This is a genomic window from Alsobacter sp. SYSU BS001988 (assembly GCF_054796215.1).
This window is the reverse complement of sequence record NZ_JBTAMK010000007.1, coordinates 17,174-43,497: the sequence shown is the minus strand read 5'-3', so window position 1 is coordinate 43,497 and position 26,324 is coordinate 17,174. Positions and strand designations below refer to the sequence as shown.

Here is a 26,324-nt window from a genome sequence, read left to right as displayed (position 1 = left end):
ATCATTCTCGAACGAGGGTTGCACGAATGACCTCGCTCTCAGTGACGATCCAGTCAAGGCGCCGGTCGTGGAGTTCCGTCGGGACGCGGTCGACTTCCTGCATCGAGAACGCGACTCCCACAGTGGTGAGAGGGCCGCCATCTGCGGTGAAGCGCGCGATGGCGCGGTCGTAATAGCCGGCGCCGTAGCCGATGCGGTCGCCGCGTCGGTCGAAGGCGGCGAGCGGGACCAGCATCAGCCTGGGGCGGACCTCCGGCGCGTCCTCGCCGGGCTCGCTCAGGCCGAAGCCGGCGCGCACGAGGGCGTCGCCGGGCCGATAGGCGCGGAAGGTCAGGCCCGACTTGCGCACCACCGGCAGGCAGAGCCGGGCGCCATGGGCCGCGAAGGCCTCCATGAGGGGCCGCGGATCGATCTCGCTGCGGATGGGCCAGAAGCCCGACACGGGCCCGGCATGGATCTCGGCCCGGAAGGGCAGGGCGTGGGAGGCGAGCGCCGCGGACATGCGCGCGCGGTCGCCCTCGTCCAAGGCGTCGCGTCTGCCAAGAATATCCTGGCGGATGGCGGCCTTGTCGAGGGTGAGCGTCATTGGAAAGCCGAGTGCGGAGCCACAGTGGCCGTGGGACGACCGATCCCGGGAAACCTACAGCGTAGGTGGGCGCCGTGTGCCCGAGTCCAGGGACAAGGGCGGGGACAGCTCCCGTTAGGATCGATAAGGCCCCGGGGATACATGGTCCTCACGCACCCCGCAGCCCCGCGAACCCGAATCTAGGTAGACCACGAACGAATTGCCAGCCCTATTTGCGAAGATCGCGGGCGTTGATGGTGTGCGATGCCGCACAGACGCAAGCTTGACGGCGGCGCTCCGCACAGGAAAGCCGAGCCGGAACGGCCGGCCGCTCAGCCCTGCGGCGGCGGCGCGAGGCTGCGGGCGACGGCCTCGATGCGGTCGGCCGCCTCGACGATGGCGGAGGTGATCTCGGCCTCCGTCTCGCCCAGGGAGCTCTCCACCTGGTGACGGGCCGCCCTCAGGCTGGCCACCTCGCCCTCGAGCCGCGCAATGCGCGACTTCAGCTCCTGGCGTTCGTCCAGGAAAGTGATGGCCGCCATGACGGTGAGCCGGTTGTCGCCGATCTCCCCGAACGCCTTGCGCATTTCGGCGATCTTGTCGTCGACGTCCGCGGCGAGGCTGCGCAGGTGGTCCTCCTGCCCGTCGTCACAGGCGATGCGGTAGATCTTCTCGGCGATCGTGACTGTGACTTGACCCAAACCCTTACTCCCGATCGTCGGCGAAACGCGCCGGCCGCTTCCGATGTCCGATGGCCGGAGCGCGGGTCCGGCCGCCCTTCTCAGCCCTGGCCCGCCGCGCCGTCGAGCACCGATCGCACCGAGCCCAGGGCGCGGTCGATCCGCTTGGCGAGTTCGTCGGTCGTGGCCTCCAACCGCTTGCCGTGCGACAGCGCGCCGTCCAACTCCATGGCCAGCCGCGCGCGGTCGTCCTGCATGAGGGCCAGCTCGGTTTCGAGCGTGCCCTTGGATCGGTCGGACTCCGCCCGGCGGGCGGCAGCGACCTCCAGCACGCTGATGGAGGCGAGCAGACGGGCGAGCGCTTGGTCGACGGCGGCAGAGCTTGGCATGGGCCTCTCGAAACGGCGCCGGGGGGCGAGCGGGACGCTCCTCAGAATCACATTGGGCTGAGCTTAATGGCGAAAGTTTAGTTTCGGCGAGAAGGGAGCGTCAACGTCGCCTCTGGGACCCGCCCTCACATTGACTCGCTTTGTCATGATGCTATCTGTCCCGCCGCCTCCAGACCGGATCAGACCATGACCTTCCGCGACCAGCACGTTCCCATGGCCAACGCCATCCGTTCGCTTGCGATGGACGCGGTCGAGAAGGCCAAGTCGGGGCATCCCGGCCTGCCCATGGGCGCCGCCGACATGGCGACGGTGCTGTTCACCCGTTTCCTGAAATTCGATCCCGCCGATCCGCACTGGCCCGATCGCGACCGTTTCGTGCTGTCGGCCGGCCATGGCTCCATGCTGCTCTATGCGACGCTCTACCTGACGGGCGTGCAGGGCGTGGAGCTCGACGACCTCAAGGCGTTCCGCCAACTGGGCTCCAAGACGCCGGGCCATCCCGAATACGGCCACACGCCCGGGGTGGAGACCACGACGGGTCCGCTGGGCCAAGGGCTCGCGACGGCGGTCGGCATGGCGATGGCCGAGCGCCACCTCGCCGCGCAGTACGGCGACGGCATCGTCGACCACCACACCTATGTGCTCGCCTCGGACGGCGACCTCATGGAGGGGATCTCGCACGAGGCGATCGCGCTCGCCGGGCACCTGAAGCTCTCCAAGCTCATCGTGCTCTATGACGACAACGGCATCTCCATCGACGGGCCGGTCTCGCTGTCGGACTCCGTCGACCAGGTGAAGCGCTTCCAGGCCGCGGGATGGGCCGCCGAGCACGTCGACGGGCATGACCCCGACGCGCTGTTCGAGGCGATCGAGCGCGCCCGCAAGGCGGACCGCCCGACCATGCTGGCCTGCAAGACGATCATCGGCTTCGGCGCTCCCCACCGCGCCGGAACCTCGAAGGCCCATGGCGAGCCGCTCGGCGCCGAGGAGCTCGCCGCCGCCAAGGCGCATCTGAACATCTCGCCCGAGCCGTTCTCGGTGCCCCAGGACGTCCTGGAGCATTGGCGCGAGGCGGGCCGTCGCGGCAAGCCCGCCCATGAGGCGTGGCGCGAGCGCCTCGCCGCCCTCGACGCCGATGTGCGCGCCGAGTTCGAGCGCCGCCAGCGCGGCGACCTGCCGTCCGGCTTCGGCCAGGCGATGCAGGGCCTCAAGGCCAAGCTCGTCGCCGATCCGCCGACGCTGGCGACCCGCAAGTCCTCCGAGCTCGCCCTGGAGACGATCGTGACGGCGGTCCCCGAGCTGGTGCTGGGCTCGGCCGATCTCACGGGGTCCAACAACACGCGCACCAAGGACCTGCCGCAGGTCACCCCGACGGATTTCTCGGGCCGCTACATCCATTACGGCATCCGCGAGTTCGGCATGTCGGCCGCCATGAACGGCATGGCGCTGCATGGCGGCGTCATCCCGGCCGGCGGCACCTTCATGGTGTTCACCGACTATTGCCGGCCGGCGATCCGCCTTTCCGCCCTGATGGGGATCCGGGTGGTCTATGTGATGACCCACGACTCGATCGGACTGGGCGAGGACGGCCCCACCCACCAGCCGGTGGAGCACCTGGCCGCATTGCGGGCTATTCCCAACCTGAACGTGTTCCGGCCCGCCGACGCGATGGAGACGGCAGAGTGCTGGCAGCTCGCCCTGGAGCACCAGCGCACGCCCAGCGTGCTCGCCCTCACGAGGCAGAACCTGGCGCCGTTCCGCACCACGCCTCAGTATCGCAATCTCTGCGCGGCGGGCGCCTACGAGTCCGCCCCGGCCGAAGGCGGCGAGGCTCAGGTCAGCATCTTCGCCTCGGGCTCCGAGGTCGAGCTCGCCCATGCGGCGCGCAAGCTTCTGTCCGACAAGGGCGTGCGGGCCCGCGTGGTGTCGGTGCCCTGCATGGAGCTCTTCATGGCGCAGCCCGAGGCCGTGCGGACCGCCGTGATCGGCAAGGCCAAGGTCAACATCGCGGTCGAGGCCGGCCTGCGCATGGGCTGGGACGAGATCATCGGCTCCGACGGGCTGTTCGTCGGCATGACCGGCTTCGGGGCCAGCGGCCCGTACAAGGAACTCTACGCGCATTTCGGCATCACGGCCGAAGCAGTCGCGGAAAAGGCGGCGGCGCGGGTGTGAACCGGGCCGTTTTTTTGACCGGAGGTCGGCAACGCCAAGCCTAGGGTGCGCGTTGCGGGCGTGACGAGACACGAGAGGATGAGATCATGACCGTACGCGTCGCCATCAACGGATTTGGCCGAATCGGCCGCAACGTGCTGCGCGCCATCATCGAGTCCGGGCGCACCGACATCGAGGTCGTGGCCATCAACGATCTCGGTCCCGTCGAGACCAACGCTCATCTGGTTCGCTACGACAGCGTCCATGGCCGCTTCCCCGGCACGGTCACGGTGGAGGGCGACACCATCAATGTCGGCCGCGGCCCGATCAAGGTGACGGCGATCTGCAACCCGGCCGAGCTGCCCCACAAGGATCTTGGCGTCGACATCGCGATGGAGTGCACGGGCATCTTCACGGCGCGCGACAAGGCCACCGCCCACCTCCAGGCAGGCGCCAAGCGGGTCATCGTCTCGGCCCCGGCCGACGGCGCCGACCTCACGGTCGTGTTCGGCGTGAACCACGACAAGCTGACGAAGGACCACCTCGTCATCTCCAACGCGTCGTGCACCACGAACTGCCTCGCCCCGGTCGCCAAGGTGCTGAACGAGGCCGTCGGCATCGAGCGCGGCATGATGACGACGATCCACTCCTACACGGGCGACCAGCCGACGCTGGACACCATGCACAAGGACCTCTACCGCGGCCGCGCGGCGGCGCTGTCGATGATTCCGACCTCCACGGGCGCGGCCAAGGCCGTCGGCCTCGTGCTGCCGGAGCTCAACGGCAAGCTCGACGGCTTCGCGATGCGCGTGCCGACCCCGAATGTGTCGGTCGTCGACCTGAAGTTCATCGCCAAGCGGGCGACCTCGAAGGACGAGATCAACGCCGCCATCAAGGCCGCCGCCGAGGGGCCCCTGAAGGGCATCCTGGGCTACACGACCGAGAAGAACGTCTCAATCGACTTCAATCACGACCCGCACTCGTCCATCTTCCACATGGACCAGACCAAGGTCATGGAGGGCACTCTCGTGTCGATCCTGTCCTGGTACGACAACGAGTGGGGCTTCTCCAACCGGATGTCCGACACGGCCGTGGCGATGGGCAAGCTGCTCTGAGAGCCCACCCCGTCGTTTTCTCGCTCCCCGCTTTCAAGCGGGGGGCCCTGCTCTAACGGTTCTTCTCTTTCGGCGGGCGTTTGGCCCGCGTCTCGAATTTTCAGAACGCATTGCTCGGAGCGCTCCAGTGGCTCACATTCAGATTGCGTACAAAGCCGAGAATGACGGCGGTGGCGGCGGAAGCGTTCCGGAGGGCTCGATGGAGCAGCGTGTGGCCAAGCTTGAGGGAGACGTCTCGCGGATCGCGGCCTTGCTCGAGCGCCTCGAGCCGAAGATCACCGAAATCCTGCTCACCGGCGCCAAGCAGGCCGACCTCGCCAGGACGCAACTCGACATCGCCGACATCAAGGGCCGCAGCGTCGGCGTCGACGGGCGCATGGCCGGCCTCGAAGGGCGGATCGCAGGTTTGGGCGACAAGATCGCGTCGCTTCCCACCACCTGGACCATCCTGGGTATCGTATTCTCCACCTGGGCCATCGGGTCCAGCATCGTGTTCACCATCGCAAAGCTGGCGAAATGACGACATTCCGCACCCTCGACGGCGTCGACCTCTCAGGCAAGCGCGTGCTGCTGCGCGTCGACCTCAACGTGCCGATGGAGAACGGCAAGGTGTCCGACGCCACACGCATCGAGCGCGTTCTGCCGACCATCCGCGAGATCGCCGACAAGGGCGGCAAGGTGATCCTGCTGGCGCATTTCGGCCGGCCGAAGGGCCGGGACCTCAAGGAAACGCTGCGGCCCGTCGCGGCCGTGGTGGCCGAGCATCTCGGCCGCCCGGTCGGCTTCGCGGAGGATTGCGTCGGTCCCGCCGCCAAGGCCGCCGTGGACGGGATGAAGCCGGGCGACGTGGTGCTTCTGGAGAACACCCGCTTCCACCCGGAGGAAGAGAAGAACGACCCGGCCTTCGTGAAGGCTCTGGCCGAGAACGGCGACATCTGGGTGAACGACGCTTTTTCGGCGGCGCACCGCGCCCACGCGTCCACCGAAGGACTGGGCCATGTGCTGCCGGCCTATGCGGGCCGCACCATGCAGGCCGAGGTCGAGGCCCTCGCCAAAGCGCTGGACGCGCCGCAGCGGCCGGTTCTGGCCGTGGTGGGCGGCGCCAAGGTGTCGTCCAAGCTCGAGCTTCTCGGCAATCTGGTGAAGAAGGTCGACATCCTGGTGATCGGCGGCGGCATGGCCAACACCTTCCTGGCCGCCCAGGGCAAGGCGGTCGGCAAGTCGCTGTGCGAGAAGGACCTGCTCGACACGGCGCGGTCGATCCTGGAAACCGCCAAGGGCGCGGGTTGCGAGATCGTGCTGCCGGCAGACGCCACCGTGGCTGCCGAGTTCAAGGCCCATGCCGCCAACCGGGTCGTGTCGGTCGACGCGGTCGGCCCGGACGACATGATCCTGGACATCGGCCCGGCCTCGATCGAGACCGTGAAGGGCAAGCTCGCGCAGGCGAAGACGCTGGTGTGGAACGGACCCTTCGGGGCGTTCGAGCTGGAGCCCTTCGACAGCGGCACCAATGCTGTCGCGCGCGAGGCGGCCCGCCTCACCAAGGCCGGCCGGCTGCTCTCGGTGGCCGGCGGCGGCGACACCGTCTCTGCGTTGAACCATGCAGGCGTGGCGGACGATTTCTCCTACGTCTCGACGGCGGGCGGCGCGTTTCTGGAATGGCTGGAAGGCAAGCCGCTGCCGGGCGTGGAGATCCTGCGGTCTCGGTGAAGCTCAGCCACGCGTTCGACTGTTCGGACGCGGCAAGCTGCGCTATCGTCGGCGTGGTGCGATTTCAGAGATTTGCCATGTCCGACAACGTTCAGATCTTCACGCTGGAGATCCTGAGAGGCGTCCAGGAGAGCATTTCAGTCCTCCGATCCGAAATGCTTGCGCGCTTCGATGAGAGCCACCAGCGCTTCGACCGGATTGAGAGTCAGATGAAGCGGATACGGCGGGACAACCTGGGCGCCCTTTTGATCACCCGATCAACCGCGGGCGCGCTGACGGAGCGGATGGACGCGATGCAAGAGCGTGTCAGCGCAATCGAGAGCGGCCGGCGGCCGACCTGACGTCCGCGAAGCTGCTTCGGCCCGTCCGGGCCACAACAATCGCCACAATGCGCCGCCACTGGCTGGCGCAGAACGAGGAGAAAGAAGACCATGGCGCGCATCACCCTGAGGCAGCTTCTGGACCACGCCGCCGAGCACGGCTATGGCGTCCCGGCCTTCAACATCAACAACATGGAGCAGGCGCTCGCCATCATGTCGGCCGCCGACGCGGTTGACGCGCCGGTGATCATCCAGGCCTCGCGCGGAGCCCGGTCCTACGCCAACGACATCATGCTCAAGCACATGATGGACGCGGTCACCGAGATCTACCCGCACATCCCGGTCTGCGTGCATCTCGACCACGGCAACAACGCCGCCACCTGCATGACGGCCATCCAGGCCGGCTTCACCTCCGTGATGATGGACGGCTCGCTCAAGGAAGACGGCAAGACTCCCGGCGATTGGGAGTACAATGTCGGCGTCACCAAGACGGTGGTCGACATGGCGCATCTGGGCGGCATCTCGGTGGAAGGCGAACTCGGCGTGCTCGGTTCGCTGGAGACCGGCATGGGCGAGAAGGAGGACGGCCACGGGGCGGAGGGCAAGCTCAGCCACGACCAGCTCCTCACCAACCCCAAGGAGGCCGTGGACTTCGTGCGGGCCACCAAGGTGGACGCGCTCGCGATCGCGATGGGCACCTCGCACGGCGCCTACAAGTTCTCCCGCAAGCCGGACGGCGCCATCCTGGCGATGAACGTCATCGAGGAGATCCACCGCCTGCTGCCCAACATGCATCTCGTCATGCACGGCTCGTCGTCGGTGCCGCAGGACCTGCAGGACATCATCAACGAGTTCGGCGGCAAGATGCCCCAGACCTGGGGCGTGCCGGTCGAGGAGATCCAGCGCGGCATCAAGCACGGCGTGCGCAAGATCAACATCGACACCGACAACCGGATGGCGATGACCGGGCAGATCCGCAAGGTGTTCGCCGAAAACCCCGGCGAGTTCGACCCGCGCAAATATCTGAAGCCCGCCATGGACGCGATGACGAAGCTGTGCAAGCAGCGGCTGGAGGAGTTCGGCACGGCCGGCAAGGCGTCGAAGATCGGCAGGATCGCGACCCTGGCCGACATGGCCAAGCGATATGCGTCCGGGTCGCTCGACCCGCAGTTCGGCGCCTCGGCCAAGGCCGCCGAGTAACGCGCATTCCGGCGCGCAGCCTCGCGCCGGCCACTTGATCAGGCTCCGGGTCCCGGCCCGGAGCCTTCGCACGACAGCCAGCGGTTCACGCCTTCGCCAGGTTTCGACGCCCGGCCAGGCCATCACACCCCTCCAGGATCATGACCGCAGAACATTCCAGCGCCCGCCTCGTGCTCGTCACGCCCCGCGTCGACGACCCTTCCGGCTGGCCCGGCCCCTTGACCGCGTCGCTCGAGAAGGCCGTCGCGGCCGGTCCGGTCGACGCGGTGGTGCTGCGTCTGCCCAAGGCCGACGAGCGCACGCTGATCAAGCTCATCAAGCCGATCGCCGCGGCCGTGCAGGCCCACAACACGGCGCTGCTGCTGGAGGACGCTCCGGACCTGGTGAACCGGTCGGGCGCGGACGGCGTGCATGTGAGCGACCCGACGAAGCTGCGCGCCGCGCTCGACGCCCTGAAGCCGCATGACCGCATCGTCGGCGTGGGCGATCTCAGGGCCCGGCACGACGCCATGGAGGCGGCCGAGGAGGGCTGCGACTACGTGCTGTTCGGCGAGCCGCGCCTGGACGACAGTCTGCCGCCGCTCTCGGGCGTGCTGGAGCGCGCGCAGTGGTGGGCGGAGCTGTTCCAGACGCCCTGCGTCGCGTTCGCCCCGACCCTTGACGACGTCGCGGCCCTGGCGGCGACCGGCAGCGAGTTCGTGGCCCTGGGCGATGCGGCCTTCGGCCATCCGGGCGGACCCGCGGAGGCGGTCCGGCTCGCCCATGAGGCGCTTTCGGCAGCGCCCGTCGCGGTGCGCTGACATGCGGGCGTGCGGCGTCGCGGCCGCAACCGCGTGCATCCTGGCATGGCTGGCGGCCGGTCCGGCGCTGGGGCAGAGCACGGACGCTCCCGCCCCTGCGCCGGCTTCCCCGGCTGCTCCCGCCCAACCCGCGCCCGCCCAACCCGCGCCCGCCGAGGCGAAGCCCGCCGAAGCGGAGGCGACGCCGCCGGATCCCAAGCTGGACGCGGCCTTCGGCGCCTACCAGCGCGGCCTGTTCCTGACGGCGTTCCGCGAGGCGACGAAGCGCATCGCCGACGACCCGAACGACGCCGCCGCGATGACGCTTTTGGGCGAGCTCTACAGCACCGGGCTCGGGGTCGCGCAGGACTGGGCAAAGGCGGCCGAGTGGTACCGCCTTGCGGCGGCGCGGGGCGACTCCCAGGCCGCGTTCGCCCTCGCCATGCTGAAGCTCGACGGAAAGGGCGTCGCCCGCGACCCCGCCGAGGCGCGCAAGCTCCTGGAAAGCGCCGCCGACGCGACGCCGGGCGCCGCCTACAACCTCGCGCTGCTGCTGCTGCGCGAGAACAAGGCGGAGACCGACCGCAGGGCCGCATCTCTGTTCCGCGAAGCGGCCGACGGCGGCGACGCCGACGCTGAATACGCGCTGGCGGTGGTGCTGCGGGACGGCCGCGGGGTCGATCGCAACGTCGCCCAGGCGGCGCTGTGGATGGGCCGCGCCGCGCGCGACCGGAACATCTCCGCCCAGGTCGAGTACGCGATCATGCTGTTCAACGGCGACGGGGTCCGCAAGGACGAGGCCGCCGGCGCGAGGATGTTCCGCAGCGCCGCGGAACTCGGCAACCCGGTGGCGCAGAACAGGCTGGCGCGCATCTATGCGGCGGGCCGCGGCGTCCCGCGCGACCTCGTCCAGGCCTCCAAGTGGCACACGATCGCGACCGAGCAGGGCATCAAGGATCCGTGGCTCGACGACGCGCTCAAGGGCATGACGGCGAGCGAGAAGCAGGCCGCCGCCGAGGCGGTCCGGAAGTGGCTCGGCGACTGACGCGTGCGCCCCCGGCGCCCGCCGCGCCCCGGGTTCCTGCTTGACCTGGCTGGCGTCCTCGTGCTCTTGGGCGCGTTCCCCGTTCAGGAAAGACCACCATGGCCCGTATCAGCGGCAACGACATTCGTCCCGGCATGGCCATCTCGCATGACGGAGGCCTGTGGGTGGCGGTGAAGACCGAGCGGGTGAAGCCCGGCAAGGGCCCGGCCTACAACCAGGTCGAGTTGAAGAACCTGATCGACGGCCGCAAGCTGAACAACCGCTTCGGCACCGACGACCGGGTGGAGGAGACGGAGCTCGAATATCGCGAGTTCCAGTTCCTCTACAAGGAAGCCGACAAGCTCATCTTCATGAACAATGAGACCTTCGAGCAGATCGAGCTCTCCGAGGAGTTCGTCGGCGAGCGCGCCGCCTTCCTCCAGGACGGCATGACGGTGACCCTGCGACTGCATCAGGAGACGCCCATCAGCGTGCGGCTGCCCGATCAGGTCGTGCTCACGATCACCGAGGCGGACCCGGTGCTCAAGAACCAGACCGCCGCGTCGTCCTACAAGCCCGCCCGCCTCGAGAACGGCCTGCGCATCCTGGTGCCGCCTTTCATCGGCTCGGGCGAGAAGGTCGTGGTCGACACCACCGAAATCACCTATGTGCGCCGGGCCGACTGAGGCCCGACCGCCGCGCCAGCCCCCGCCTGACCGAGCCAGAGACACGCCATGATCCGTTCCGCCCTGATGACCGTGATGGTCGACGCCGTCATGAAGGCCGCCAAGGGCCTGCGCCGCGACTTCGGCGAGGTCGAGAACCTGCAGGTGTCGCGCAAGGGGCCGGGCGACTTCGTGTCCATCGCGGATCATCGCGCCGAGAAGACCCTGCGCGAGTCGCTGGAGAAGTCGCGTCCCGACTTCGGCTTCGTCATGGAGGAGAGCGGCGAGGTCGTCGGCAAGGACAAGTCGCATCGCTGGCACATCGATCCGCTCGACGGCACGACCAACTTCCTGCACGGCATCCCGCATTTCTGCATCTCGGTCGGGCTGGAGCGGGATGGGATCCCGGTCGCCGGCGTCGTGTACGACGTCATCAAGGACGAGCTCTTCATCGCTGAGCGCGGCAAGGGCGCGTTCCTCAACAACAAGCGCATGCGCGTGGCCGGGCGCGGCGACCACCATGACGCGGTGTTCGCGACCGGCATCCCGACGCTGGGCCGGCGCGACCATCCGGGCTACCTGAAGCAGCTTTCGCGCGTGATGCTGAAGACCAGCGGCGTGCGCCGCATGGGCGCGGCCGCGCTCGACCTCGCCTGGGTGGCGGCCGGCCGCTTCGACGGCTACTGGGAGCAGGGGCTGAATTCCTGGGACCTCATGGCGGGCGCGCTGCTGGTGCGCGAATCGGGCGGCTATGTCTCCGACGCCTTCGGCAAGGACGACCTGCTCGGAGCCGACACGCTGGTGGCCGGCAACGAGGACATGCACCGGGCGCTGCTCGGCATCCTCAAAGAGGCCCGCGGGGCCACTGAATAGCCTAGCCGCGCCGTCCGGCGTGCGGTTTCTCGCGATCCGCGGCGCTTCGGCTTGATTGACGCGGTCGGGACGGCCAACATGCCGCTTCCACCGCGAGGCCCCATGGCGATTCCGCTCGAGATCCAGCGTCTGTCCTCCCCGCGCCGGCACCTGCTGCGGATGGCGGTGTTCCTGATCCTCGCCGGTTTCGTGGCGCTGATCCTCTACAAGGCGATCTGGGCCGCGTTCCTGGCCAATCCCGGCCTCAACGCCCTCATCATCGGCGTGCTGTTCATCGGCGTGATCCTGGCGTTCCGTCAGGTGATCCGGCTGTTCCGCGAGATCCGCTGGGTCAATGCGGTGCGCGCGCCGAATCTCGACAACCGCAATGTCGAGCCTCCCGTGCTGCTGGCCCCCATGGCGACGATCCTGCTCAGCCGACAGGGGCCGAGCGCCGGGACCATGACGGTGACGCCCGCCATGCTGCGGTCGCTGCTGGACTCGGTCGGCATGCGTCTCGACGAGTCGCGCGACATCGGGCGCTACCTCACGGGGCTGCTGGTGTTCCTCGGCCTGCTCGGCACCTTCTGGGGCCTTCTGGAGACGGTGGGCTCCGTCGGGCGGGTCATCCAGAGCATGAAGAGCGGGGCAGACGCGGCCCTGATGTTCGAGGACCTCAAGAGCGGTCTCGCGGCGCCGCTGTCGGGCATGGGCATCTCCTTCTCGTCCTCGCTGTTCGGCCTCGCCGGCTCGCTCGTGCTGGGCTTTCTCGACCTGCAGGCCGCGCAGGCGCAGAACCGTTTCTACAACGAGGTGGAGGACTGGCTCTCCACAGCGGTGGCCGAGCCTGCGCCCGAGAGCCTGCCGATGATCGGGACCGGCAACACCACCGATGTCCGCGCCGCGCTGGACCGGCTGTCCTTCGCCGTGCAGGAGGCCACCGGCAGCCGCGGCACCACGGCGGCGCTCGCCAATCTGGCGGAAGGCATCCAGGCCCTCGTCCACCACATGCGCTCCGAGCAGCAGCTCATCCGCGATTGGGTCGAGTCGCAGGCCGGCCGCGACGCGGAGATGAAGAAGCTGCTGGAGCGCCTCGCCGCGGAGGATGTCCGCCGATGAGCCTCGTCCGCACCCGTCGAAGCCAGCGCGGCATCGACTACTGGCCGGGCTTCGTGGACGCCCTGTCGACGCTGGTCCTCGCCATCGTGTTCCTGCTCTCGGTGTTCGTGCTGGCGCAGTTCTTCCTGAGCCAGCAGGTCACCGACAAGGACCAGGCCCTGACGCGCCTCACCCGGCAGATTTCGGAGCTGACGAACCTGCTGGCGCTCGAGCGGGTCGGCCGCAAATCGGCCGAGGACAACATCACGCTGCTCACCGACACGCTGAAAGCCACCGAGGCCGAGCGTGGCCGGCTCCAGTCGGCCGTCGAGGCCGGGTCGGCCAGCACGGCGGCGGCCGGAGGGCAGGCGGCGGCGCTCGGCAAGGATCTCGACGCGCAGCGCCAGCTGGCCGCCCGGGCCCTGAGCCAGGTGGAGGTGCTGAACCAGCAGATCGCCGCCATGCGGCGTCAGCTCGCCGCGCTCGAGGAGGCGCTGAACGCCTCCGAATCGCGCGACAAGGAGAGCCAGGCCCGCATCGCCGATCTCGGCTCGCGCCTGAACGTCGCGCTCGCCCAAAAGGTGCAGGAGCTGAACCGTTACCGGTCCGACTTCTTCGGCCGCCTGCGGCAGGTGCTGGGGAACCGGCCGGACGTCCGCGTCGTCGGCGACCGCTTCGTGTTCCAGTCCGAGGTGTTCTTCGATCCTGGCGCGGCGGGGGTCAACCCGGCCGGGACGGCGGAGCTGGACAAGCTCGCCGCCGCCCTGGTCACCCTGGACCGCGAGATCCCGGGCGATATCTCCTGGATCATGCGCGTCGACGGGCACACCGACCGGCGGCCGCTCTCCGGGGCCGGCGTCTACAAGAGCAACTGGGACCTCTCGGCCGCCCGCGCCATCGCGGTCGTGCAGTATCTGGCGTCCAAGGGCGTGCCGCCGCAGCGGCTGGCCGCCACCGGGTTCGGCGAGTTCCAGCCACTGGAGCTGGGCGACACGGAGGAGGCCTACAAGCGCAACCGCCGCATCGAGCTGAAGCTCACCGAGCGCTAGGCGATGCGCATCCGCCCCATGCAGGACGCGGACATGCCGACCATGACGGATCTCTGGGTCGAGAGCTGGCGCGACGCGATGCCCCAGATCAATTTCGAGGCGCGCCGCGGCTGGTTCGCGGATCGCATCGGCAGCCTCCGGTCGGCGGGAGTGAGCGTGTTCGTCGCCGAGGACGACGACGGCCTGGCCGGGTTCGTCACCATCGACGAGGATTCGGGCCATCTCGATCAGCTCGCGGCGGCCCGCCGAAGCTGGGGCCGGGGCGTCGGCGTCGCGCTTTTGGACCACGCCAAGGCGTCATCGCCGTCCGGCGTGCGCCTGGAGGTCAACGCCGGCAATGCGCGGGCCGTCCGCTTCTACGAGCGCGAAGGTTTCGTGCGGACCGGGGAGGGCGTCAGCGCCGCATCGGGGCTGCCGCTTCACCATTACGCCTGGGCGCCCTGACGCGAGCTACTCGGCCGCGCGGTCGGCCAGCGCCGCGGCGCCAGCCTCGAACTGGAGCCGAGCCAGCCGGCTGTAGAGTCCCTTGCGGTTGACGAGGTCGGCGTGGGCGCCCTCCTCGACGATCCGCCCCTGGTCCATGACCAGGATCCTGTCCGCCTTCAGGATGGTGGCGAGGCGGTGGGCGACCACGATGGTGGTGCGGCCCTCCATCAGCCGGTCGAGCGCGTCCTGGACGAGCGTCTCGCTTTCGGCGTCGAGCGCCGAGGTCGCCTCGTCGAGCAGCAGGATCGGGCTGTCGCGCAGCACGGCGCGGGCGATCGCGATGCGCTGGCGCTGGCCTCCCGACAGGGTGACGCCGCGCTCGCCGACGCGGGTGTCGTAGCCCTGGGGAAGCGCCTCGATGAAGCGGTCGGCGGCGGCGAGCCGCGCCGCCTCGCGCATCTGGGCGTCGGTGGCGTCCGGGCGGCCGTAGCGGAGGTTCTCGGCGATGGTCGCCCCGAACACGACGGGATCCTGCGCCACCAGCGCGATGCGCCGGCGCAGCGCCTGCGGGTCCGCCTCGGTCAGCGGCACGCCGTCGACCAGCACGCGGCCGCCCTGCGGGTCGTAGAAGCGCAGGATGAGCTGCACAATCGTGCTCTTGCCTGCGCCCGAGGGCCCGACCAGGGCGACGCGCTCGCCCGGCGCGACCGAGAAGGTCAGGTCCGACACGACCGGATGGTCGTCGCGGCTCGGATAAGCGAAGCGCACATGCTCGAAGGCGACGGAGCCGACCGCCGGCTGCGGCAGGGGCGTCGGGTGCGCGGGGGCCTTGATGCGCGGCTCGACCGACAGGATCTCGGCGATGCGGCCCGCGGCTCCCGCCGCGGCGCTGACCTCGCTCCAGACCTGGGAGAGTTCGCCCAGCGCTCCCGCGCCGAACACCGCGTAGAGCACGAATTGCGAGAGCCTTCCGCCGGTGAGCCGGCCGGTGAGCACGTCCTGCGCGCCGTACCACAGCACGGCCACGACGCTGGCGAAAATCAGGAAGATCGCCACGGCGGTGAGGATGGCGCGCGACAGCGTCGCCGTGCGGGCGGCGTGGAAGGCGTCCTCGGCGGCCTGGGAGAAGCGCGCCAGGGTCGCGCCCTCCGCCGTGAACGCCTGCATGATGCGGGTCGCCCCAATGGCCTCGGTGGCGTAGGCGGAGGCGTCCGCGAGGCGGTCCTGCGCCAGTCGCGAGCGCTGGCGCACGGAGCGCCCGGACGCCACGAGCGGCAGCACGATGACCGGGATGGCGAGGAGCACGAGCCCGGACAGGCGGGGGCTGGTCACCACCATCATGATCACCGCGCCGATGAAAAGCACCAGATTGCGCAGCGCCACGGAGGCGCTCGCCCCGAAGGCGGACTTGATCTGGGTGGTGTCGGCCGTGAGCCGCGAGACGATCTCGCCCGACTTGACGGTGTCGTAGAAGCCGGCGTCGAGCCGCGTCAGATGGGCGAAGACCGCATTGCGGATATCCGTCATGACGCGCTCGCCCAGCGTCATCACGAGGTAGTAGCGCGCCGCGCTCGCCACCGCGAGAACGCCGACCACGAAGATCATCACCGAGAAATAGCGGTCGATGATGCCGGCGCCCTCAGGCGAGAAGCCGAGGTCCACCATGCGGCGGACCGCCACCGGGATCGCCAGCGTCGCCATCGAGGCCAGCACCAGCGCCGCGACGGCGGCGGCGATGCGGCCCTTGTAGCGCAACCCGTAGGGCAGCAGGGGCCGCAGCGCGCTCAGGGGCGCCCGGTCGCGCCGCTTGCCCTCGGTCGCCGCGTCGGCTCCTGCGAGCGCGGGCGCTGTGGGCTGGGTGGCGTCGGTCATTGGTTCGCCGTTCATGTCCGCCGGTTCATCCACTTGCTGAGACGCTTGCGCGTGCTTGTGTCGGGCGCCTGCCTGCGCTATAGGGGCGCAACCTCATTCCAGGCTCCTATAGACGATATCGGGCCGCTGCGGCGACCCTGCGAGGACAATCTCATGAAGCCCGATCTGCACCCCGACTACCACACCATCAAGGTCGTGATGACCGATGGCACGGAATTCTTCACGCGCTCCACCTGGGGCAAGGAGAACGACGTGATGCAGCTGGACATCGACTCCAAGTCGCATCCGGCCTGGACCGGCGGCCAGCAGCAGCTCATGGACCGTGGCGGCCGCCTGTCGCGCTTCAACAACAAGTTCGGCGGCTTCGGCCTCGGCAAGAAGTAATCGGGCGGCCCTCGCGTCCTCAACGAAAAACCCCCGGTTCGGCCGGGGGTTTTTTGCGTCTGGACGTCAAGTCAAAGGGCGCCCCGGCCGGAGCCGCGTCCCTCAGGAGCGGAAGGCCGACTGGAGCAGGCGCTGCTGCATGGCCACCGGGTTAGGGGCCAGAGGCGCGTCGTCGAACTTGCCTTCCATCAGCCGGTCGAGATGCAGGATCCGGCCCTGCAGGCGCAGCGAGCTGCCGATCAACATGCGCAGCTGCGCCGGGAGAGCCTCCATGGCCTCGGGGCTGGACGCCCCGTTCTGGCTCGACAGGCGGACCTTCTCCTTCTGGCGCTGGGCGTCGGCCGAGCTGAGCTCGCCCTCGGCGACGGCGCGCTGCAGCAGGAGCCACGACGCCAGTTGCATCAGCCGCGTGGTCAGCCGCATGCTCTCGCTCGCGTAGGCCAGCGCCGCCAGCCGGGGCAGGTCCTTGGATTCCTCACGGCCCTCGCCGTCCAGATAGGCGGCGGTCGCCTCCACCAGCGACATGCCTTCGCGGAACAATGTCCGGAACGCGTCCGAGCCGACGAAGCTCTGGGCGAAGGACACCGGCCTCGGGACGGAGGCCTGCGGCTGGACGTCGTTCATCATGATACTCTCCCGCTCAAACACGGCGCGCGGATCACAGACCTGACCGGGGAACGATCCCGGATCGAGAACCGGCTGCCTTCACGGCGGTACTCAGCAAACATACTGCCACACCCGAGCCGGAAGCCAATTTAACGTTGCGTTAACCCTAACGCTGTGGACATCACGATAACGCTACGCTTGCGTCAGAGATCCATCGCGTTTGCGCTTGACGGTGGAAAACAAAAAAAAGCCGCCCGGAGGCGGCTTTGCGAAGTGGGTAAACAGGGAGGCGTCAAACAGAGTGGACAGGAGCCACTCGACATCCAGAGGGAATCTGGATGCCCGATTCATAGTCCCGAAAGCTTAATGGCCGGTTAACCTCGTCCGCGGCCTTCTCGGGACGTGTTTCGAAAAGGGTCAGTCCGGCGCGGCCGTCCCGGAACGCCACAGCGCTACCGGAAGAACGCGTCGGCGGCGTCGCGGGACGCCCGCTTGGCGTTCCTGACCTCCTCGATCCGGGCGATTTCGGCCCTGAGCTGCTCGACGCGCTCGTCCAGTTCGTCGAGGGAGAGCGCGGCGAGGTCCTGGCCGAGCGCATGCAGCGTCGGCTTGCGCTGGGGAAGGTCGTCTGCGAAGGGATCAGCCATGGCGTCGCTCCATCGTCCATCGCGGCGCGGACACGATACGCAAGGCCGGCCCCGCCGCAAGGGGCGGCCGCAGACCGGGAGATCCTGATGAACGAGACTGGCTCGAGCGCAACGCCGCAGACCATGACGGCGATCGGCGTCAAGGCTCCGGGCGGACCCGAGGCGCTGGCTCCCGAGACCCGGCCGACGCCGCGCCCGGCTCCCGGCGAGATCCTCGTCAAGGTCGCGGCGGCGGGCGTCAACCGCCCGGACGTGATGCAGCGCAAGGGGCTCTACCCGCCGCCGCCCGGCGCGTCCGACATCCCGGGGCTGGAGATCGCCGGCGAGGTCGTGGCCCTGGGCGAAGGCGTGACGCGCCATGCCCTGGGCGACCGGGTCTGCGCCCTGGTCGCCGGCGGCGGCTACGCCGAATACTGCGTCGTCCACGAGACGAACGCGCTGCGCGCGCCCGAAGGCGCCTCGATGATCGAGGCCGCCGCCATCCCGGAGACGTTCTTCACGGTGTGGACCAACGTGTTCGAGCGCGGGCGGCTGCAGCCCGGCGAGAGCTTCATGGTGCATGGCGGCACGTCCGGCATCGGCACCACGGCCATCATGCTGGCCAAGGCCTTCGGATCGCGCGTCTTCGCCACCGCCGGATCCGACGAGAAGTGCGAGGCCTGCCGCAAGCTCGGGGCGGACGTGGCGATCAACTACCGCACGCAGGATTTCGTGGCCGAGGTGAAGGCCGCGACCGGCAAGAAGGGCGTCGACGTCATCCTCGACATGGTCGGCGGCGACTATATCGGCCGCAACTACGAGGCCGCCGCCGTCGAAGGGCGGATCGTGCAGATCGCCTTCCAGGGCAAGTCGGAGGCGACGGTCGACTTCAGGCGCATCATGCTGAAGCGGCTGACCCATACGGGCTCGACGCTGCGCAGCCGCAGCCCGGCCGAGAAGGCCGCGATCGCGGACCAGCTCGTGGCCCGGGTCTGGCCCTTGATCGCGGCCGGCACGGTGAAGCCGGTGATCCACGCCACTTTCCCGTTCCGGGAGGCCGCGAAGGCTCACGCCCTGATGGAGTCCAGCCAGCACATTGGCAAGATCGTGCTCACCATGGCGTGAGCCGGCCCGCAGGGATGAAAACGGCGCGCGGCGCAATTGCGTCCGCGCCGGCGGCGGACTATATAGGCGCCATCCCCGTTCAGTCCTGTTGGCATCCGGGGCTCCGACCGAAAGGTTCGGCCGGAGCACGCGAGGCTTGTGCCTGCGCAAGGGTGGCCCAATAGAACGAAGCGAGGCGACGGATTCGCCCGGACGCCATCCGGGCGCGGATGAGCGGCGCCGCAAGAAGAAGGAGCGCGATCATGAGCACTGGACCGCTGATGCCGAAGGCGACGGCCGTCTGGCTCGTCGACAACACATCGCTGTCGTTCGAGCAGATCGCCGACTTCTGCAAGCTGCACCCCCTCGAGGTGAAGGGCATCGCCGACGGCGAGGTCGCGGCCGGGATCAAGGGCCTCGACCCGATGGTGGCGGGGCAATTGACCCGCGAGGAGATCGAGAAGGCCGAGAAGGACCGCAACTACCGCATGAAGCTGGCGGTCTCCAGCGTCCGCATCCCCGAGCAGAAGCGCAAGAAGGGGCCGCGCTACACGCCCCTGTCGCGCCGCCAGGACCGGCCCAACGCCATCCTGTGGCTGCTGCGCAATCACCCCGAGCTGAAGGACGCGCAGATCATGCGCCTCGTCGGCACGACCAAGACGACCATCCAGCAGATCCGCGACCGGACCCACTGGAACGCCGCGACCCTGACTCCGCTCGACCCGGTGACGCTGGGCCTCGCCTCGCAGATCGACCTCGACTTCGAGGTCGCCCGCGCCGCCAAGGACCGGCCCGCGCAGGTCGAGGAGAGCGGCCAGACGCTGCTGCCCGCCGAGATCACGACCGCCAAGGAGCCCGTCTCGGTTCCGTTCGCGTCGCTGAACGCGCCGAAGGAGCAGGAAGAGAAGATCGATCCTGAATCCGTGTTCGCGAAGCTGAAGACCCTCAAGGGCCGCCGCGACGAGGACGACGAGGACTAGGCTTCCCGCCGCGGGCACCCCGAGAGGGTGTCGCCCTTCCGACACAGCCACGATCAATGGCCGGGTTCAGCCCGGCCATTCGCATTTCAGGCCCCATTTCGCCGCAAAGCGGCGTTGTGAAGCTCAAGCGGGCCGCGTTGCTTTGAGTCGCCCCACATCCTCTCGGGCCGGCTCCCGCCGGTTCACCCACCGTTAACCATGCGGGCAATCGCTCGAATGCAACACTTCCGCGAAAGCCTTCGGCAAGGTTGACGGAACCTTCGCTTAACCACCCCGGCGTAAGCGTCGAAGCAATCGGACATCACAAGGAGCGATATCATGACGGGTGCAATAGCGGTCGCGAAGGCGGCGAAGCTCGGGATCGTGCTCGCAGCGGCGCTGACCCTGGCGGCCTGTTCGTCCAACAAGGCCGCGGACGGCGCCGACGCGCTGGGCGGAGCCGGCGCGGGCCGGTTCGGCGCGGGCGGGGCGGGCGCTCCTGGTTCGGCGCAGGACTTCATCGTCAATGTCGGCGACCGCGTCTTCTTCGAGACGGACTCCACCGACCTGACCCCCACCGCGACCGCGACCCTCGACAAGCAGGCGCAGTGGCTGGGCCAATATCCGCGCTACGCCATCACCATCGAGGGCCACGCCGACGAGCGCGGCACGCGCGAGTACAATTTCGCCCTCGGCGCCCGTCGCGCCCAGGCGGCCCGCGACTATCTGGTCGCGCGCGGCGTCAACGGCTCGCGGCTGAAGACGATCTCGTTCGGCAAGGAGCGTCCGGTCGCCGTGTGCGACGACATCTCCTGCTGGTCGCAGAACCGTCGCGCCGTCACGGTGCTGGGCGGCGGCGCGGGCTCCTGAGCCTGCTCTCGGTCGACGGCGATCCGGCGTCCTTCGGGACGCCGGTTTCGTTTCGGGGCGCCGCCACGCTCAAGCCGGAGTGGCGACATATTTTGGCCCCCCGCCCGTCCCATGCTAGACGGGCCCTGGAATGTTCATCCCCGGAAGATCCTCCGCCATGATCCGTCGCTCCGTGTGGGCCTTCTCGGCCCTCGCCCTGGCCGTCCTCGCCGCCCCCGCGAGCGCCCAGGACGCGTCCGAACTTCTGGTGCGCACCAACCGGCTCGAGGGGCAGGTGCGCCAGCTCTCCGGCCAGATCGAGCAGCTCCAGTTCCAGAACAGGCGACTGGAGGATCAGCTCAAGAAATTCCAGGAGGATGTGGAGTTCCGCTTCCAGGAGCGGGCCGGCCGGCCCGCCGCATCGGGCGCGACGCCTCCGGCCGCCGCGCCCGGCCCGCCCAAGCCGCAGAAGCGCGGCGACGCCTTCGATCCCTCGACTCAGCCGGCGGCGCCCGGCTCGCCCCGCGCGCTGGGCGACGTCGCGTCCGCGGCCCCCGCCGCCCCGCAGGGCCAGCCCGGACGCGACCGGCGCATCGCGGACCTGATCGAGGACGATCCCGGCGCCCCGATGGACCTCAACCAGATGAACCGCAGCGCCGGGCTGCCGCAGGGCGCGGTTCCGTCGGCGCCGCACGCGCCGCCCCAGGCCTATCCGCAGGGCATGAACCCGGCCTTCCCGCAGGGCGTCGCGCCGGCGGGAACGCCGCGCGCCGCCGGGACGGGCCAGACCGGCACGACCGTCGCGTCGGCCGGGACGGGCCTCGCCAAGGACGAGTACGACCTCGCCTATGGGCTCGTCCTGCAGCGCCAGTACGAGCAGGCCGAGCTGGCGTTCAAGCAGTTCCTGCAGGCCCATCCCAAGGACCGCATGGCGGCCAACGCCACCTATTGGCTCGGCGAGACCTATTTCCGCCGGGCGCAGTACCCGGACGCGGTCGAGCAATATCTGAAGGTCTACCGCACCTACAACTCCTCGAAGGTCGCGCCCGACAGCATGCTGAAGCTGGGCCTCTCCTTGCGGGGCATGGGCCAGCCGGACCAGGCCTGCGCGACGCTCGCCGAGGTCAACCGCCGCTACCCGGAAGCCTCCGCCGAGGTGCGCGCCAGCGCCGAGCGCGAACTGAAGCGCGGCTCCTGCGCTCCTTGAGCGCCGGCGACGACGAGCCGATCTCCCCGGGCGAGGCCGAGGGCCTGTTCGCCTGCCTTCTCGATCATCGCGCCGTGCTGCTCGCCGTCTCTGGCGGCCGCGACTCGGTCGCCCTGATGCTGCTGGCCGCCCGCTGGCGCGCCGCGCGCCCTGGCGGCCCGGCGCTGGCGGTCGCCACCGTCGACCACGGGCTGCGGCCCGCCTCGGCCGGGGAGGCGGCCCTGGTCGGGCGATGGGCGCAGGATCTCGGCCTGCCCCATGCGGTCCTGGCCTGGCCGGGCGACAAGCCGCGCACGGGGCTGCAGAGCAAGGCCCGCGAAGCCCGCTACGGGCTCCTCGTCCGCCATGCGGCCGGGATCGGGGCGGAAGCCCTCGTGACGGCCCATCACGCCGACGACCAGGCCGAGACGGTGCTGATGCGGCTCCTGCGCGGGAGCGGCGTCGCGGGCCTAGCCGGCATGGCGAAGGCGAGCCGGCGCGGGCCGCTCGTCCATCGGCGGCCGCTGCTCGACATTCCCAGAGCCCGGCTCGCGGCGACGCTCGCCGAGGCCGGCCAGGCCTTCTGCGAGGACCCGTCGAACGCCGACCCGCGTTTCGCCCGCACCCGCATCCGCAGCCTGCTGGGCCGCCTCTCGGGAGAGGGGCTCGCCCGCGACGGACTGCTGACGCTGGCAGCGCGGGCGGCGCGGGCCGAGGATGCGTTGTCGCAGGCCTCCGAGGCGGCGTTCTCCAGGCTGGCGGAAACGGCCGGGGAGGGCGTGCGGCTCGGGCCGGGGCTTTTCGACGAGCCTTCCGAGATCCGGCTGCGGGCGCTGCTGCGCGGGATCGACAGCGTGCGCCCGGCGGGGAAGGACCACATCCGGTTGAAAAGGGCCGAGGATCTCTCCGACGCCCTGGCGCGCGCCGCCGCGGAGAAACGGGCCATTCGGGCGACCTGCGCGGGATGCGTCGTCAGTCTCGACCGCCTTGGCGCGGTCACGATCATGACGGAAAAAGAACGCCGAAGGGGGGGAAGCCGTCAAGGTTAGCGGCCGAACGGGCTCGCCATGCGGCGAAGCTCTTGCTAAGAGCCCTCTTCCGCGTACGTGCTTCCGGGACCTTCCCTTGGCAAGGGCGGGCCTCAATCCTACATTAGGCAAACGCAACGCCTCGCGATCGCCCTTGCGGTCCGAGCCTCACCAAGGCGATCGATCGGTAATGAACCCGAACGTGCGCAATTTCGCCCTCTGGGTGATCATCTTCCTGCTCGTGCTCGCGCTCGTGACCCTGTTCCAGAATCCTGGGCAGCGCGGTCAGGCCTACGACATGAGCTACAGCCAGTTCCTCAACGAGGTGGAATCGGGGCGGGTCGCCAGCGCGGTGATCCAGGGTCCGGAGATCCACGGCTCGCTGTCGGACGGGCGCAGCTACCAGACCTACGCGCCGAACGATCCCAACCTGGTGCAGAAGCTCTCCCAGAAGGGCGTGAACTTCTCGGCCAAGCCTCTTGGCGAAAACCTGCCCTGGTTCCTGCAACTCCTGGTCAGCTGGATGCCGCTGATCGTCTTCATCGCGGCCTGGATCTTCCTCTCCCGGCAGATGCAGGGGGCGAGCGGCAAGGCGATGGGCTTTGGCAAGTCCAAGGCCAAGCTCCTCACCGAGGCCCATGGCCGCGTGACGTTCGAGGACGTCGCCGGCGTGGAGGAGGCCAAGGAGGACCTGCAGGAGATCGTGGAGTTCCTGCGCGACCCGCAGAAGTTCCAGCGGCTCGGCGGGCGCATCCCGCGCGGCGTGCTGCTCGTCGGCCCGCCCGGCACGGGTAAGACCCTGCTGGCGCGCGCAATCGCGGGCGAGGCCAACGTTCCGTTCTTCACCATCTCGGGCTCCGACTTCGTCGAGATGTTCGTGGGCGTCGGCGCCAGCCGCGTGCGCGACATGTTCGAGCAGGCGAAGAAGAACGCGCCCTGCATCATCTTTATCGACGAAATCGACGCCGTGGGCCGCCATCGCGGCGCCGGCCTCGGCGGCGGCAATGACGAGCGCGAGCAGACGCTGAACCAGCTGCTGGTCGAAATGGACGGCTTCGAGGCGAACGAGGGCATCATCCTCATCGCGGCGACCAACCGTCCGGACGTGCTCGACCCCGCGCTGCTGCGTCCGGGCCGCTTCGATCGCCAGATCGTCGTCCCCAACCCGGACGTCATCGGCCGCGAGCGCATCCTGCGCGTCCATGTCCGCAAGGTGCCGCTGGCGCCGGACGTCGACCTCAAGACCGTCGCGCGCGGCACCCCGGGCTTCTCGGGCGCCGACCTCATGAACCTCGTCAACGAGGCGGCCCTGCTGGCGGCGCGCCGCGGCAAGCGCATCGTCACGATGAGCGAGTTCGAGGACGCCAAGGATAAGGTCATGATGGGCGCGGAACGCCGCACCCTGGTGATGAGCGAGGAGGAGAAGCGCCTCACCGCCTATCACGAGGCCGGCCACGCCATCCTGGCCTTCAACGTCAAGGCGACGGACCCGGTGCACAAGGCGACCATCATTCCGCGCGGCCGCGCGCTGGGCATGGTCATGCAGCTCCCCGAGCGCGACAAGCTCTCGATGAGCTACGAGCAGATGACGTCCCGCCTCGCCATCATGATGGGCGGCCGCGTCGCCGAGGAGATCGTCTTCGGGCACGACAAGGTCACGTCCGGCGCGGCCTCGGACATCGAGCAGGCCACCCGGCTGGCCCGCATGATGGTGACCCGCTGGGGCTTCTCCAGCGAGCTCGGCACCGTGGCTTACGGCGAGAACCAGGACGAGGTGTTCCTCGGCATGTCGGTCTCCCGGCAGCAGAACATCTCCGAGGCGACCGCGCAGAAGATCGACGCGGAAGTTCGCCGGCTCGTCGAGGAGGGTCTGGTCGAGGCCACCCGCGTACTCACCGAGAAGCGCGAAGACCTGGAGAAGCTCGCCGGCGGCCTCTTGGAATACGAGACCCTGTCGGGCGACGAGATCCGCGACCTGCTGAACGGCAAGCCGCCGGTCCGCGACGTCTCCGACGACCCGCCGAGCCGCTCGGCCCCGGTGGTGCCTTCGGCCGGAAAGGGCCGGCCCCGGCAGGAGCCGGACGCCGGTCTGGAGCCTCAGCCCCAGGCCTGACCTTCCGAACGTCAAAGTTGCAACGCCCGGCCTCTGCGCCGGGCGTTTTGCGTTTGTTGCCGCCCGATCTCGCCTCGGTCTAGACTTTGCGCCGGACTTCGCATCGGACAGGGTCCGACGTGTTCGAGGCTGGGGGCTGGAATGATGAATACGGTTCGTCCGGTGGACGAGATGCTGCCTGCGCCGCGGCTTGCGGCGCTGGGGCTCCAGCACGTGCTGGTCATGTATGCGGGCGCGGTCGCGGTGCCGCTGATCATCGGGCGCGCGCTCAAGCTTCCGCCCGAGCAGGTGGCCTTCCTGATCAGCGCCGACCTGTTCGTCTGCGGCGTCGTCACCCTCATCCAGTCCTTCGGAGCGCCGGGCGTCGGCATCCGGTTGCCCGTCATGATGGGCGTCACCTTCGCGGCCGTGGGTCCGATGGTCGCCATGGCCGGCAACCCGGCGATCGGCCTCCTGGGGATCTACGGCGCCGTCATCGTCGCCGGGGTGGTCGGCGTGCTGCTGGCCCCGTTCATGAGCCGGCTGCTGCCGCTGTTTCCGCCGGTGGTGACGGGCACGATCATCACCGTGATCGGGATCTCGCTGATGCGCATCGGCATCAACTGGGCCGGCGGCGGCCTGCCGACGAGCCCCAGCTTCGGCTCCCCGTTCAATCTGGGCATGGCGCTCTTCGTGCTGCTGGTGATCCTGGCGATCACCAAGTTCGGCCGCGGCTTCGTCGCCAACGTCTCGGTGCTGCTCGGCATCGTGGCCGGCTGCCTGGCCGCTGCCGCCCTGGGCGAGATGAGCTTCGCCAAGGTCGGGGCCGCCCCCTGGTTCGGGCTGGTCCTGCCGTTCCAGTTCGGGCTGCCCACCTTCGATCCGGTGGCCTGCCTGACCATGTCGCTCGTCATGGTGGTCGTCATGATCGAGTCGACGGGCATGTTCCTGGCCGTCGGCGAGATGACGGCGACCAAGATCACGGGCGACGACCTCACAAAGGGCCTGCGCGCCGACGGCGTGGGCACGATCCTGGGCGGCGTGTTCAACACCTTCCCGTATACGTCCTTCTCCCAGAATGTCGGGCTGGTGGGCGTCACCGGCGTGCGGTCCCGCTTTGTGGCCGTGGCGGGCGGCCTGATCCTGGTCGTGCTCGGCCTCATTCCCAAGCTGGGCGCGCTGGTGGAGTCGGTCCCGACGGCCGTGCTGGGCGGGGCTGGAATCGTGATGTTCGGCATGGTGGCGGCCACCGGCATCCGCATCCTGGGGGCCGTCGACTTCAAGGCCAGCCGGAACAACCTTTTCGTCGTGGCGATCTCGATCGGTTTCGGAATGATCCCGCTGGTTGCGCCGACCCTGTTGAAGAAGCTGCCCGAGACGCTGCACCCGCTGCTCGACTCCGGCATCCTGCTGGCCTCGATCGCGGCGGTGCTGCTGAACGCCTTCCTGAACGGGCTTGGAAGCGCCGAGGCGTCGGCCGCCGACCTCGCGCAGGCGGCGACCGCGTCCGACCACGCTTGAGGCGCGCGCGAAAGCGCTCCACGATCTCGTCCAACCCCGCCTCGAAATGCGTCGCTCCCGCGGCGTGTTTCGCT

Annotated in this window: 27 protein-coding genes and 1 other RNA gene; 21 read left to right on the top strand and 7 right to left on the bottom strand. The window is 69.2% G+C overall.

Annotated elements, in window-relative coordinates:
* Position 1: 1 nt before the first annotated feature.
* The 4 genes from ACYVO7_RS14645 to ACYVO7_RS14630 form a co-directional block, all read right to left on the bottom strand.
* Positions 2-586, bottom strand: a complete 585-nt coding sequence (locus ACYVO7_RS14645; RefSeq protein WP_460450556.1) for a 5-formyltetrahydrofolate cyclo-ligase — start codon at positions 584-586, stop codon at positions 2-4.
* A 12-nt stretch (positions 587-598) separates the two neighbouring features.
* A non-coding RNA gene (ssrS, locus tag ACYVO7_RS14640) (6S RNA) lies at positions 599-755 on the bottom strand.
* Between the two features lie 142 nt (positions 756-897).
* Positions 898-1,266, bottom strand: coding sequence for a cell division protein ZapA (locus tag ACYVO7_RS14635; protein ID WP_460450555.1), 369 nt, complete (start codon positions 1,264-1,266; stop codon positions 898-900).
* Between the two features lie 80 nt (positions 1,267-1,346).
* Complete coding sequence (locus tag ACYVO7_RS14630; protein WP_406854711.1) at positions 1,347-1,634, bottom strand: DUF4164 domain-containing protein; 288 nt, start codon at positions 1,632-1,634, stop codon at positions 1,347-1,349.
* Between the two features lie 186 nt (positions 1,635-1,820).
* Between ACYVO7_RS14630 and tkt the strand changes: the two genes are divergently transcribed.
* The 13 genes from tkt (at position 1,821) to ACYVO7_RS14565 (ending at position 14,041) form a co-directional block, all read left to right on the top strand.
* A complete protein-coding gene (gene tkt, locus ACYVO7_RS14625; protein ID WP_460450554.1) occupies positions 1,821-3,806 on the top strand; it encodes a transketolase in 1,986 nt (661 codons plus the stop codon).
* 86 nt (positions 3,807-3,892) lie between these two features.
* A complete protein-coding gene (gene gap, locus ACYVO7_RS14620; protein ID WP_460450553.1) occupies positions 3,893-4,900 on the top strand; it encodes a type I glyceraldehyde-3-phosphate dehydrogenase in 1,008 nt (335 codons plus the stop codon).
* 199 nt (positions 4,901-5,099) lie between these two features.
* Positions 5,100-5,420 carry a hypothetical protein gene (locus tag ACYVO7_RS14615; protein WP_460450552.1) on the top strand — a complete coding sequence of 107 codons (321 nt, stop codon included), beginning with the start codon at positions 5,100-5,102 and terminating at the stop codon, positions 5,418-5,420.
* Complete coding sequence (locus ACYVO7_RS14610; RefSeq protein WP_460450551.1) at positions 5,417-6,610, top strand: phosphoglycerate kinase; 1,194 nt, start codon at positions 5,417-5,419, stop codon at positions 6,608-6,610. The genes ACYVO7_RS14615 and ACYVO7_RS14610 overlap by 4 nt, the downstream gene beginning before the upstream one ends.
* A 77-nt stretch (positions 6,611-6,687) precedes the next feature.
* Positions 6,688-6,951, top strand: a complete 264-nt coding sequence (locus ACYVO7_RS14605) for a hypothetical protein (RefSeq protein ID WP_460450550.1) — start codon at positions 6,688-6,690, stop codon at positions 6,949-6,951.
* Positions 6,952-7,041: 90 nt separating this feature from the next.
* Entirely contained in the window at positions 7,042-8,130 is a 1,089-nt protein-coding gene (fba, locus tag ACYVO7_RS14600; RefSeq protein WP_460450549.1) for a class II fructose-bisphosphate aldolase, read from the top strand.
* A gap of 140 nt (positions 8,131-8,270) precedes the next feature.
* Positions 8,271-8,930 carry a thiamine phosphate synthase gene (locus ACYVO7_RS14595; protein WP_460450548.1) on the top strand — a complete coding sequence of 220 codons (660 nt, stop codon included), beginning with the start codon at positions 8,271-8,273 and terminating at the stop codon, positions 8,928-8,930.
* 1 nt (position 8,931) lies between these two features.
* On the top strand, positions 8,932-9,954 hold the full coding sequence (locus ACYVO7_RS14590; RefSeq protein ID WP_460450547.1) for a tetratricopeptide repeat protein: 1,023 nt from the start codon (positions 8,932-8,934) through the stop codon (positions 9,952-9,954).
* Between the two features lie 98 nt (positions 9,955-10,052).
* The gene (gene efp, locus ACYVO7_RS14585) at positions 10,053-10,619 is read left to right on the top strand and encodes an elongation factor P (protein WP_406854704.1); all 567 of its coding nucleotides are present in this window, start codon (positions 10,053-10,055) and stop codon (positions 10,617-10,619) included.
* A 48-nt stretch (positions 10,620-10,667) separates the two neighbouring features.
* Positions 10,668-11,471 carry an inositol monophosphatase family protein gene (locus ACYVO7_RS14580; protein WP_460450546.1) on the top strand — a complete coding sequence of 268 codons (804 nt, stop codon included), beginning with the start codon at positions 10,668-10,670 and terminating at the stop codon, positions 11,469-11,471.
* 102 nt (positions 11,472-11,573) lie between these two features.
* Positions 11,574-12,569, top strand: a complete 996-nt coding sequence (locus ACYVO7_RS14575) for a flagellar motor protein MotA (protein ID WP_406854702.1) — start codon at positions 11,574-11,576, stop codon at positions 12,567-12,569.
* Positions 12,566-13,597 carry a peptidoglycan -binding protein gene (locus tag ACYVO7_RS14570; protein ID WP_460450545.1) on the top strand — a complete coding sequence of 344 codons (1,032 nt, stop codon included), beginning with the start codon at positions 12,566-12,568 and terminating at the stop codon, positions 13,595-13,597. The genes ACYVO7_RS14575 and ACYVO7_RS14570 overlap by 4 nt, the downstream gene beginning before the upstream one ends.
* A 3-nt stretch (positions 13,598-13,600) precedes the next feature.
* Entirely contained in the window at positions 13,601-14,041 is a 441-nt protein-coding gene (locus ACYVO7_RS14565) for a GNAT family N-acetyltransferase (RefSeq protein ID WP_460450544.1), read from the top strand.
* Between the two features lie 6 nt (positions 14,042-14,047).
* On the opposite strand, the gene ACYVO7_RS14560 is transcribed toward ACYVO7_RS14565, so the two are convergent.
* Positions 14,048-15,910: an ABC transporter transmembrane domain-containing protein gene (locus ACYVO7_RS14560; RefSeq protein WP_460450543.1), complete on the bottom strand. Its 1,863-nt coding sequence runs from the start codon at positions 15,908-15,910 to the stop codon at positions 14,048-14,050.
* Positions 15,911-16,048: 138 nt separating this feature from the next.
* On the opposite strand from ACYVO7_RS14560, the gene rpmE reads away from it, so the two are divergent.
* Complete coding sequence (gene rpmE / locus ACYVO7_RS14555; RefSeq protein ID WP_406854698.1) at positions 16,049-16,279, top strand: 50S ribosomal protein L31; 231 nt, start codon at positions 16,049-16,051, stop codon at positions 16,277-16,279.
* Positions 16,280-16,381: 102 nt separating this feature from the next.
* On the opposite strand, the gene rcdA is transcribed toward rpmE, so the two are convergent.
* Both rcdA and ACYVO7_RS14545 read right to left on the bottom strand, forming a co-directional pair.
* Entirely contained in the window at positions 16,382-16,906 is a 525-nt protein-coding gene (rcdA, locus tag ACYVO7_RS14550; protein ID WP_460450542.1) for a protease adaptor protein RcdA, read from the bottom strand.
* Positions 16,907-17,337: 431 nt separating this feature from the next.
* Positions 17,338-17,532 (bottom strand): DUF1192 domain-containing protein, encoded by a 195-nt coding sequence (locus ACYVO7_RS14545; protein WP_406854696.1) that lies wholly within the window; start codon positions 17,530-17,532, stop codon positions 17,338-17,340.
* Between the two features lie 87 nt (positions 17,533-17,619).
* Between ACYVO7_RS14545 and ACYVO7_RS14540 the strand changes: the two genes are divergently transcribed.
* The 7 genes from ACYVO7_RS14540 to ACYVO7_RS14510 all read left to right on the top strand — a co-directional run bounded on the left by ACYVO7_RS14540 (position 17,620) and on the right by ACYVO7_RS14510 (position 26,250).
* A complete protein-coding gene (locus ACYVO7_RS14540; protein ID WP_460450541.1) occupies positions 17,620-18,636 on the top strand; it encodes an NAD(P)H-quinone oxidoreductase in 1,017 nt (338 codons plus the stop codon).
* Between the two features lie 242 nt (positions 18,637-18,878).
* Positions 18,879-19,595 (top strand): DUF1013 domain-containing protein, encoded by a 717-nt coding sequence (locus ACYVO7_RS14535; protein WP_460450540.1) that lies wholly within the window; start codon positions 18,879-18,881, stop codon positions 19,593-19,595.
* Between the two features lie 318 nt (positions 19,596-19,913).
* Positions 19,914-20,444, top strand: a complete 531-nt coding sequence (gene pal, locus ACYVO7_RS14530) for a peptidoglycan-associated lipoprotein Pal (RefSeq protein ID WP_406854693.1) — start codon at positions 19,914-19,916, stop codon at positions 20,442-20,444.
* 157 nt (positions 20,445-20,601) lie between these two features.
* Positions 20,602-21,630: a tol-pal system protein YbgF gene (gene ybgF, locus ACYVO7_RS14525; RefSeq protein WP_460450539.1), complete on the top strand. Its 1,029-nt coding sequence runs from the start codon at positions 20,602-20,604 to the stop codon at positions 21,628-21,630.
* Complete coding sequence (gene tilS / locus ACYVO7_RS14520) at positions 21,627-22,658, top strand: tRNA lysidine(34) synthetase TilS (protein ID WP_460450538.1); 1,032 nt, start codon at positions 21,627-21,629, stop codon at positions 22,656-22,658. The genes ybgF and tilS overlap by 4 nt, the downstream gene beginning before the upstream one ends.
* A 169-nt stretch (positions 22,659-22,827) precedes the next feature.
* On the top strand, positions 22,828-24,750 hold the full coding sequence (ftsH, locus tag ACYVO7_RS14515; protein WP_406854690.1) for an ATP-dependent zinc metalloprotease FtsH: 1,923 nt from the start codon (positions 22,828-22,830) through the stop codon (positions 24,748-24,750).
* 141 nt (positions 24,751-24,891) lie between these two features.
* Positions 24,892-26,250 carry a nucleobase:cation symporter-2 family protein gene (locus tag ACYVO7_RS14510; protein ID WP_460450537.1) on the top strand — a complete coding sequence of 453 codons (1,359 nt, stop codon included), beginning with the start codon at positions 24,892-24,894 and terminating at the stop codon, positions 26,248-26,250.
* Positions 26,251-26,324: the final 74 nt, after the last annotated feature.

Coding starts and splice junctions, on each gene's coding strand:
- pal (WP_406854693.1), top strand. CDS start 19,914: ATGACGGGTGCAATAGCGGTCGCGAAGGCGGCGAAGCTCGGGATCGTG.
- gap (WP_460450553.1), top strand. CDS start 3,893: ATGACCGTACGCGTCGCCATCAACGGATTTGGCCGAATCGGCCGCAAC.
- rcdA (WP_460450542.1), bottom strand. CDS start 16,906: ATGATGAACGACGTCCAGCCGCAGGCCTCCGTCCCGAGGCCGGTGTCC.
- ACYVO7_RS14535 (WP_460450540.1), top strand. CDS start 18,879: ATGAGCACTGGACCGCTGATGCCGAAGGCGACGGCCGTCTGGCTCGTC.
- rpmE (WP_406854698.1), top strand. CDS start 16,049: ATGAAGCCCGATCTGCACCCCGACTACCACACCATCAAGGTCGTGATG.
- ACYVO7_RS14575 (WP_406854702.1), top strand. CDS start 11,574: ATGGCGATTCCGCTCGAGATCCAGCGTCTGTCCTCCCCGCGCCGGCAC.
- tkt (WP_460450554.1), top strand. CDS start 1,821: ATGACCTTCCGCGACCAGCACGTTCCCATGGCCAACGCCATCCGTTCG.
- ACYVO7_RS14510 (WP_460450537.1), top strand. CDS start 24,892: ATGATGAATACGGTTCGTCCGGTGGACGAGATGCTGCCTGCGCCGCGG.
- ACYVO7_RS14645 (WP_460450556.1), bottom strand. CDS start 586: ATGACGCTCACCCTCGACAAGGCCGCCATCCGCCAGGATATTCTTGGC.
- ybgF (WP_460450539.1), top strand. CDS start 20,602: ATGATCCGTCGCTCCGTGTGGGCCTTCTCGGCCCTCGCCCTGGCCGTC.
- ACYVO7_RS14560 (WP_460450543.1), bottom strand. CDS start 15,910: ATGAACGGCGAACCAATGACCGACGCCACCCAGCCCACAGCGCCCGCG.
- ACYVO7_RS14615 (WP_460450552.1), top strand. CDS start 5,100: ATGGAGCAGCGTGTGGCCAAGCTTGAGGGAGACGTCTCGCGGATCGCG.
- ACYVO7_RS14605 (WP_460450550.1), top strand. CDS start 6,688: ATGTCCGACAACGTTCAGATCTTCACGCTGGAGATCCTGAGAGGCGTC.
- ACYVO7_RS14630 (WP_406854711.1), bottom strand. CDS start 1,634: ATGCCAAGCTCTGCCGCCGTCGACCAAGCGCTCGCCCGTCTGCTCGCC.
- ACYVO7_RS14580 (WP_460450546.1), top strand. CDS start 10,668: ATGATCCGTTCCGCCCTGATGACCGTGATGGTCGACGCCGTCATGAAG.
- ACYVO7_RS14590 (WP_460450547.1), top strand. CDS start 8,932: ATGCGGGCGTGCGGCGTCGCGGCCGCAACCGCGTGCATCCTGGCATGG.
- efp (WP_406854704.1), top strand. CDS start 10,053: ATGGCCCGTATCAGCGGCAACGACATTCGTCCCGGCATGGCCATCTCG.
- fba (WP_460450549.1), top strand. CDS start 7,042: ATGGCGCGCATCACCCTGAGGCAGCTTCTGGACCACGCCGCCGAGCAC.
- ACYVO7_RS14610 (WP_460450551.1), top strand. CDS start 5,417: ATGACGACATTCCGCACCCTCGACGGCGTCGACCTCTCAGGCAAGCGC.
- ACYVO7_RS14565 (WP_460450544.1), top strand. CDS start 13,601: ATGCGCATCCGCCCCATGCAGGACGCGGACATGCCGACCATGACGGAT.
- ftsH (WP_406854690.1), top strand. CDS start 22,828: ATGAACCCGAACGTGCGCAATTTCGCCCTCTGGGTGATCATCTTCCTG.
- ACYVO7_RS14570 (WP_460450545.1), top strand. CDS start 12,566: ATGAGCCTCGTCCGCACCCGTCGAAGCCAGCGCGGCATCGACTACTGG.
- ACYVO7_RS14545 (WP_406854696.1), bottom strand. CDS start 17,532: ATGGCTGATCCCTTCGCAGACGACCTTCCCCAGCGCAAGCCGACGCTG.
- ACYVO7_RS14540 (WP_460450541.1), top strand. CDS start 17,620: ATGAACGAGACTGGCTCGAGCGCAACGCCGCAGACCATGACGGCGATC.
- ACYVO7_RS14595 (WP_460450548.1), top strand. CDS start 8,271: ATGACCGCAGAACATTCCAGCGCCCGCCTCGTGCTCGTCACGCCCCGC.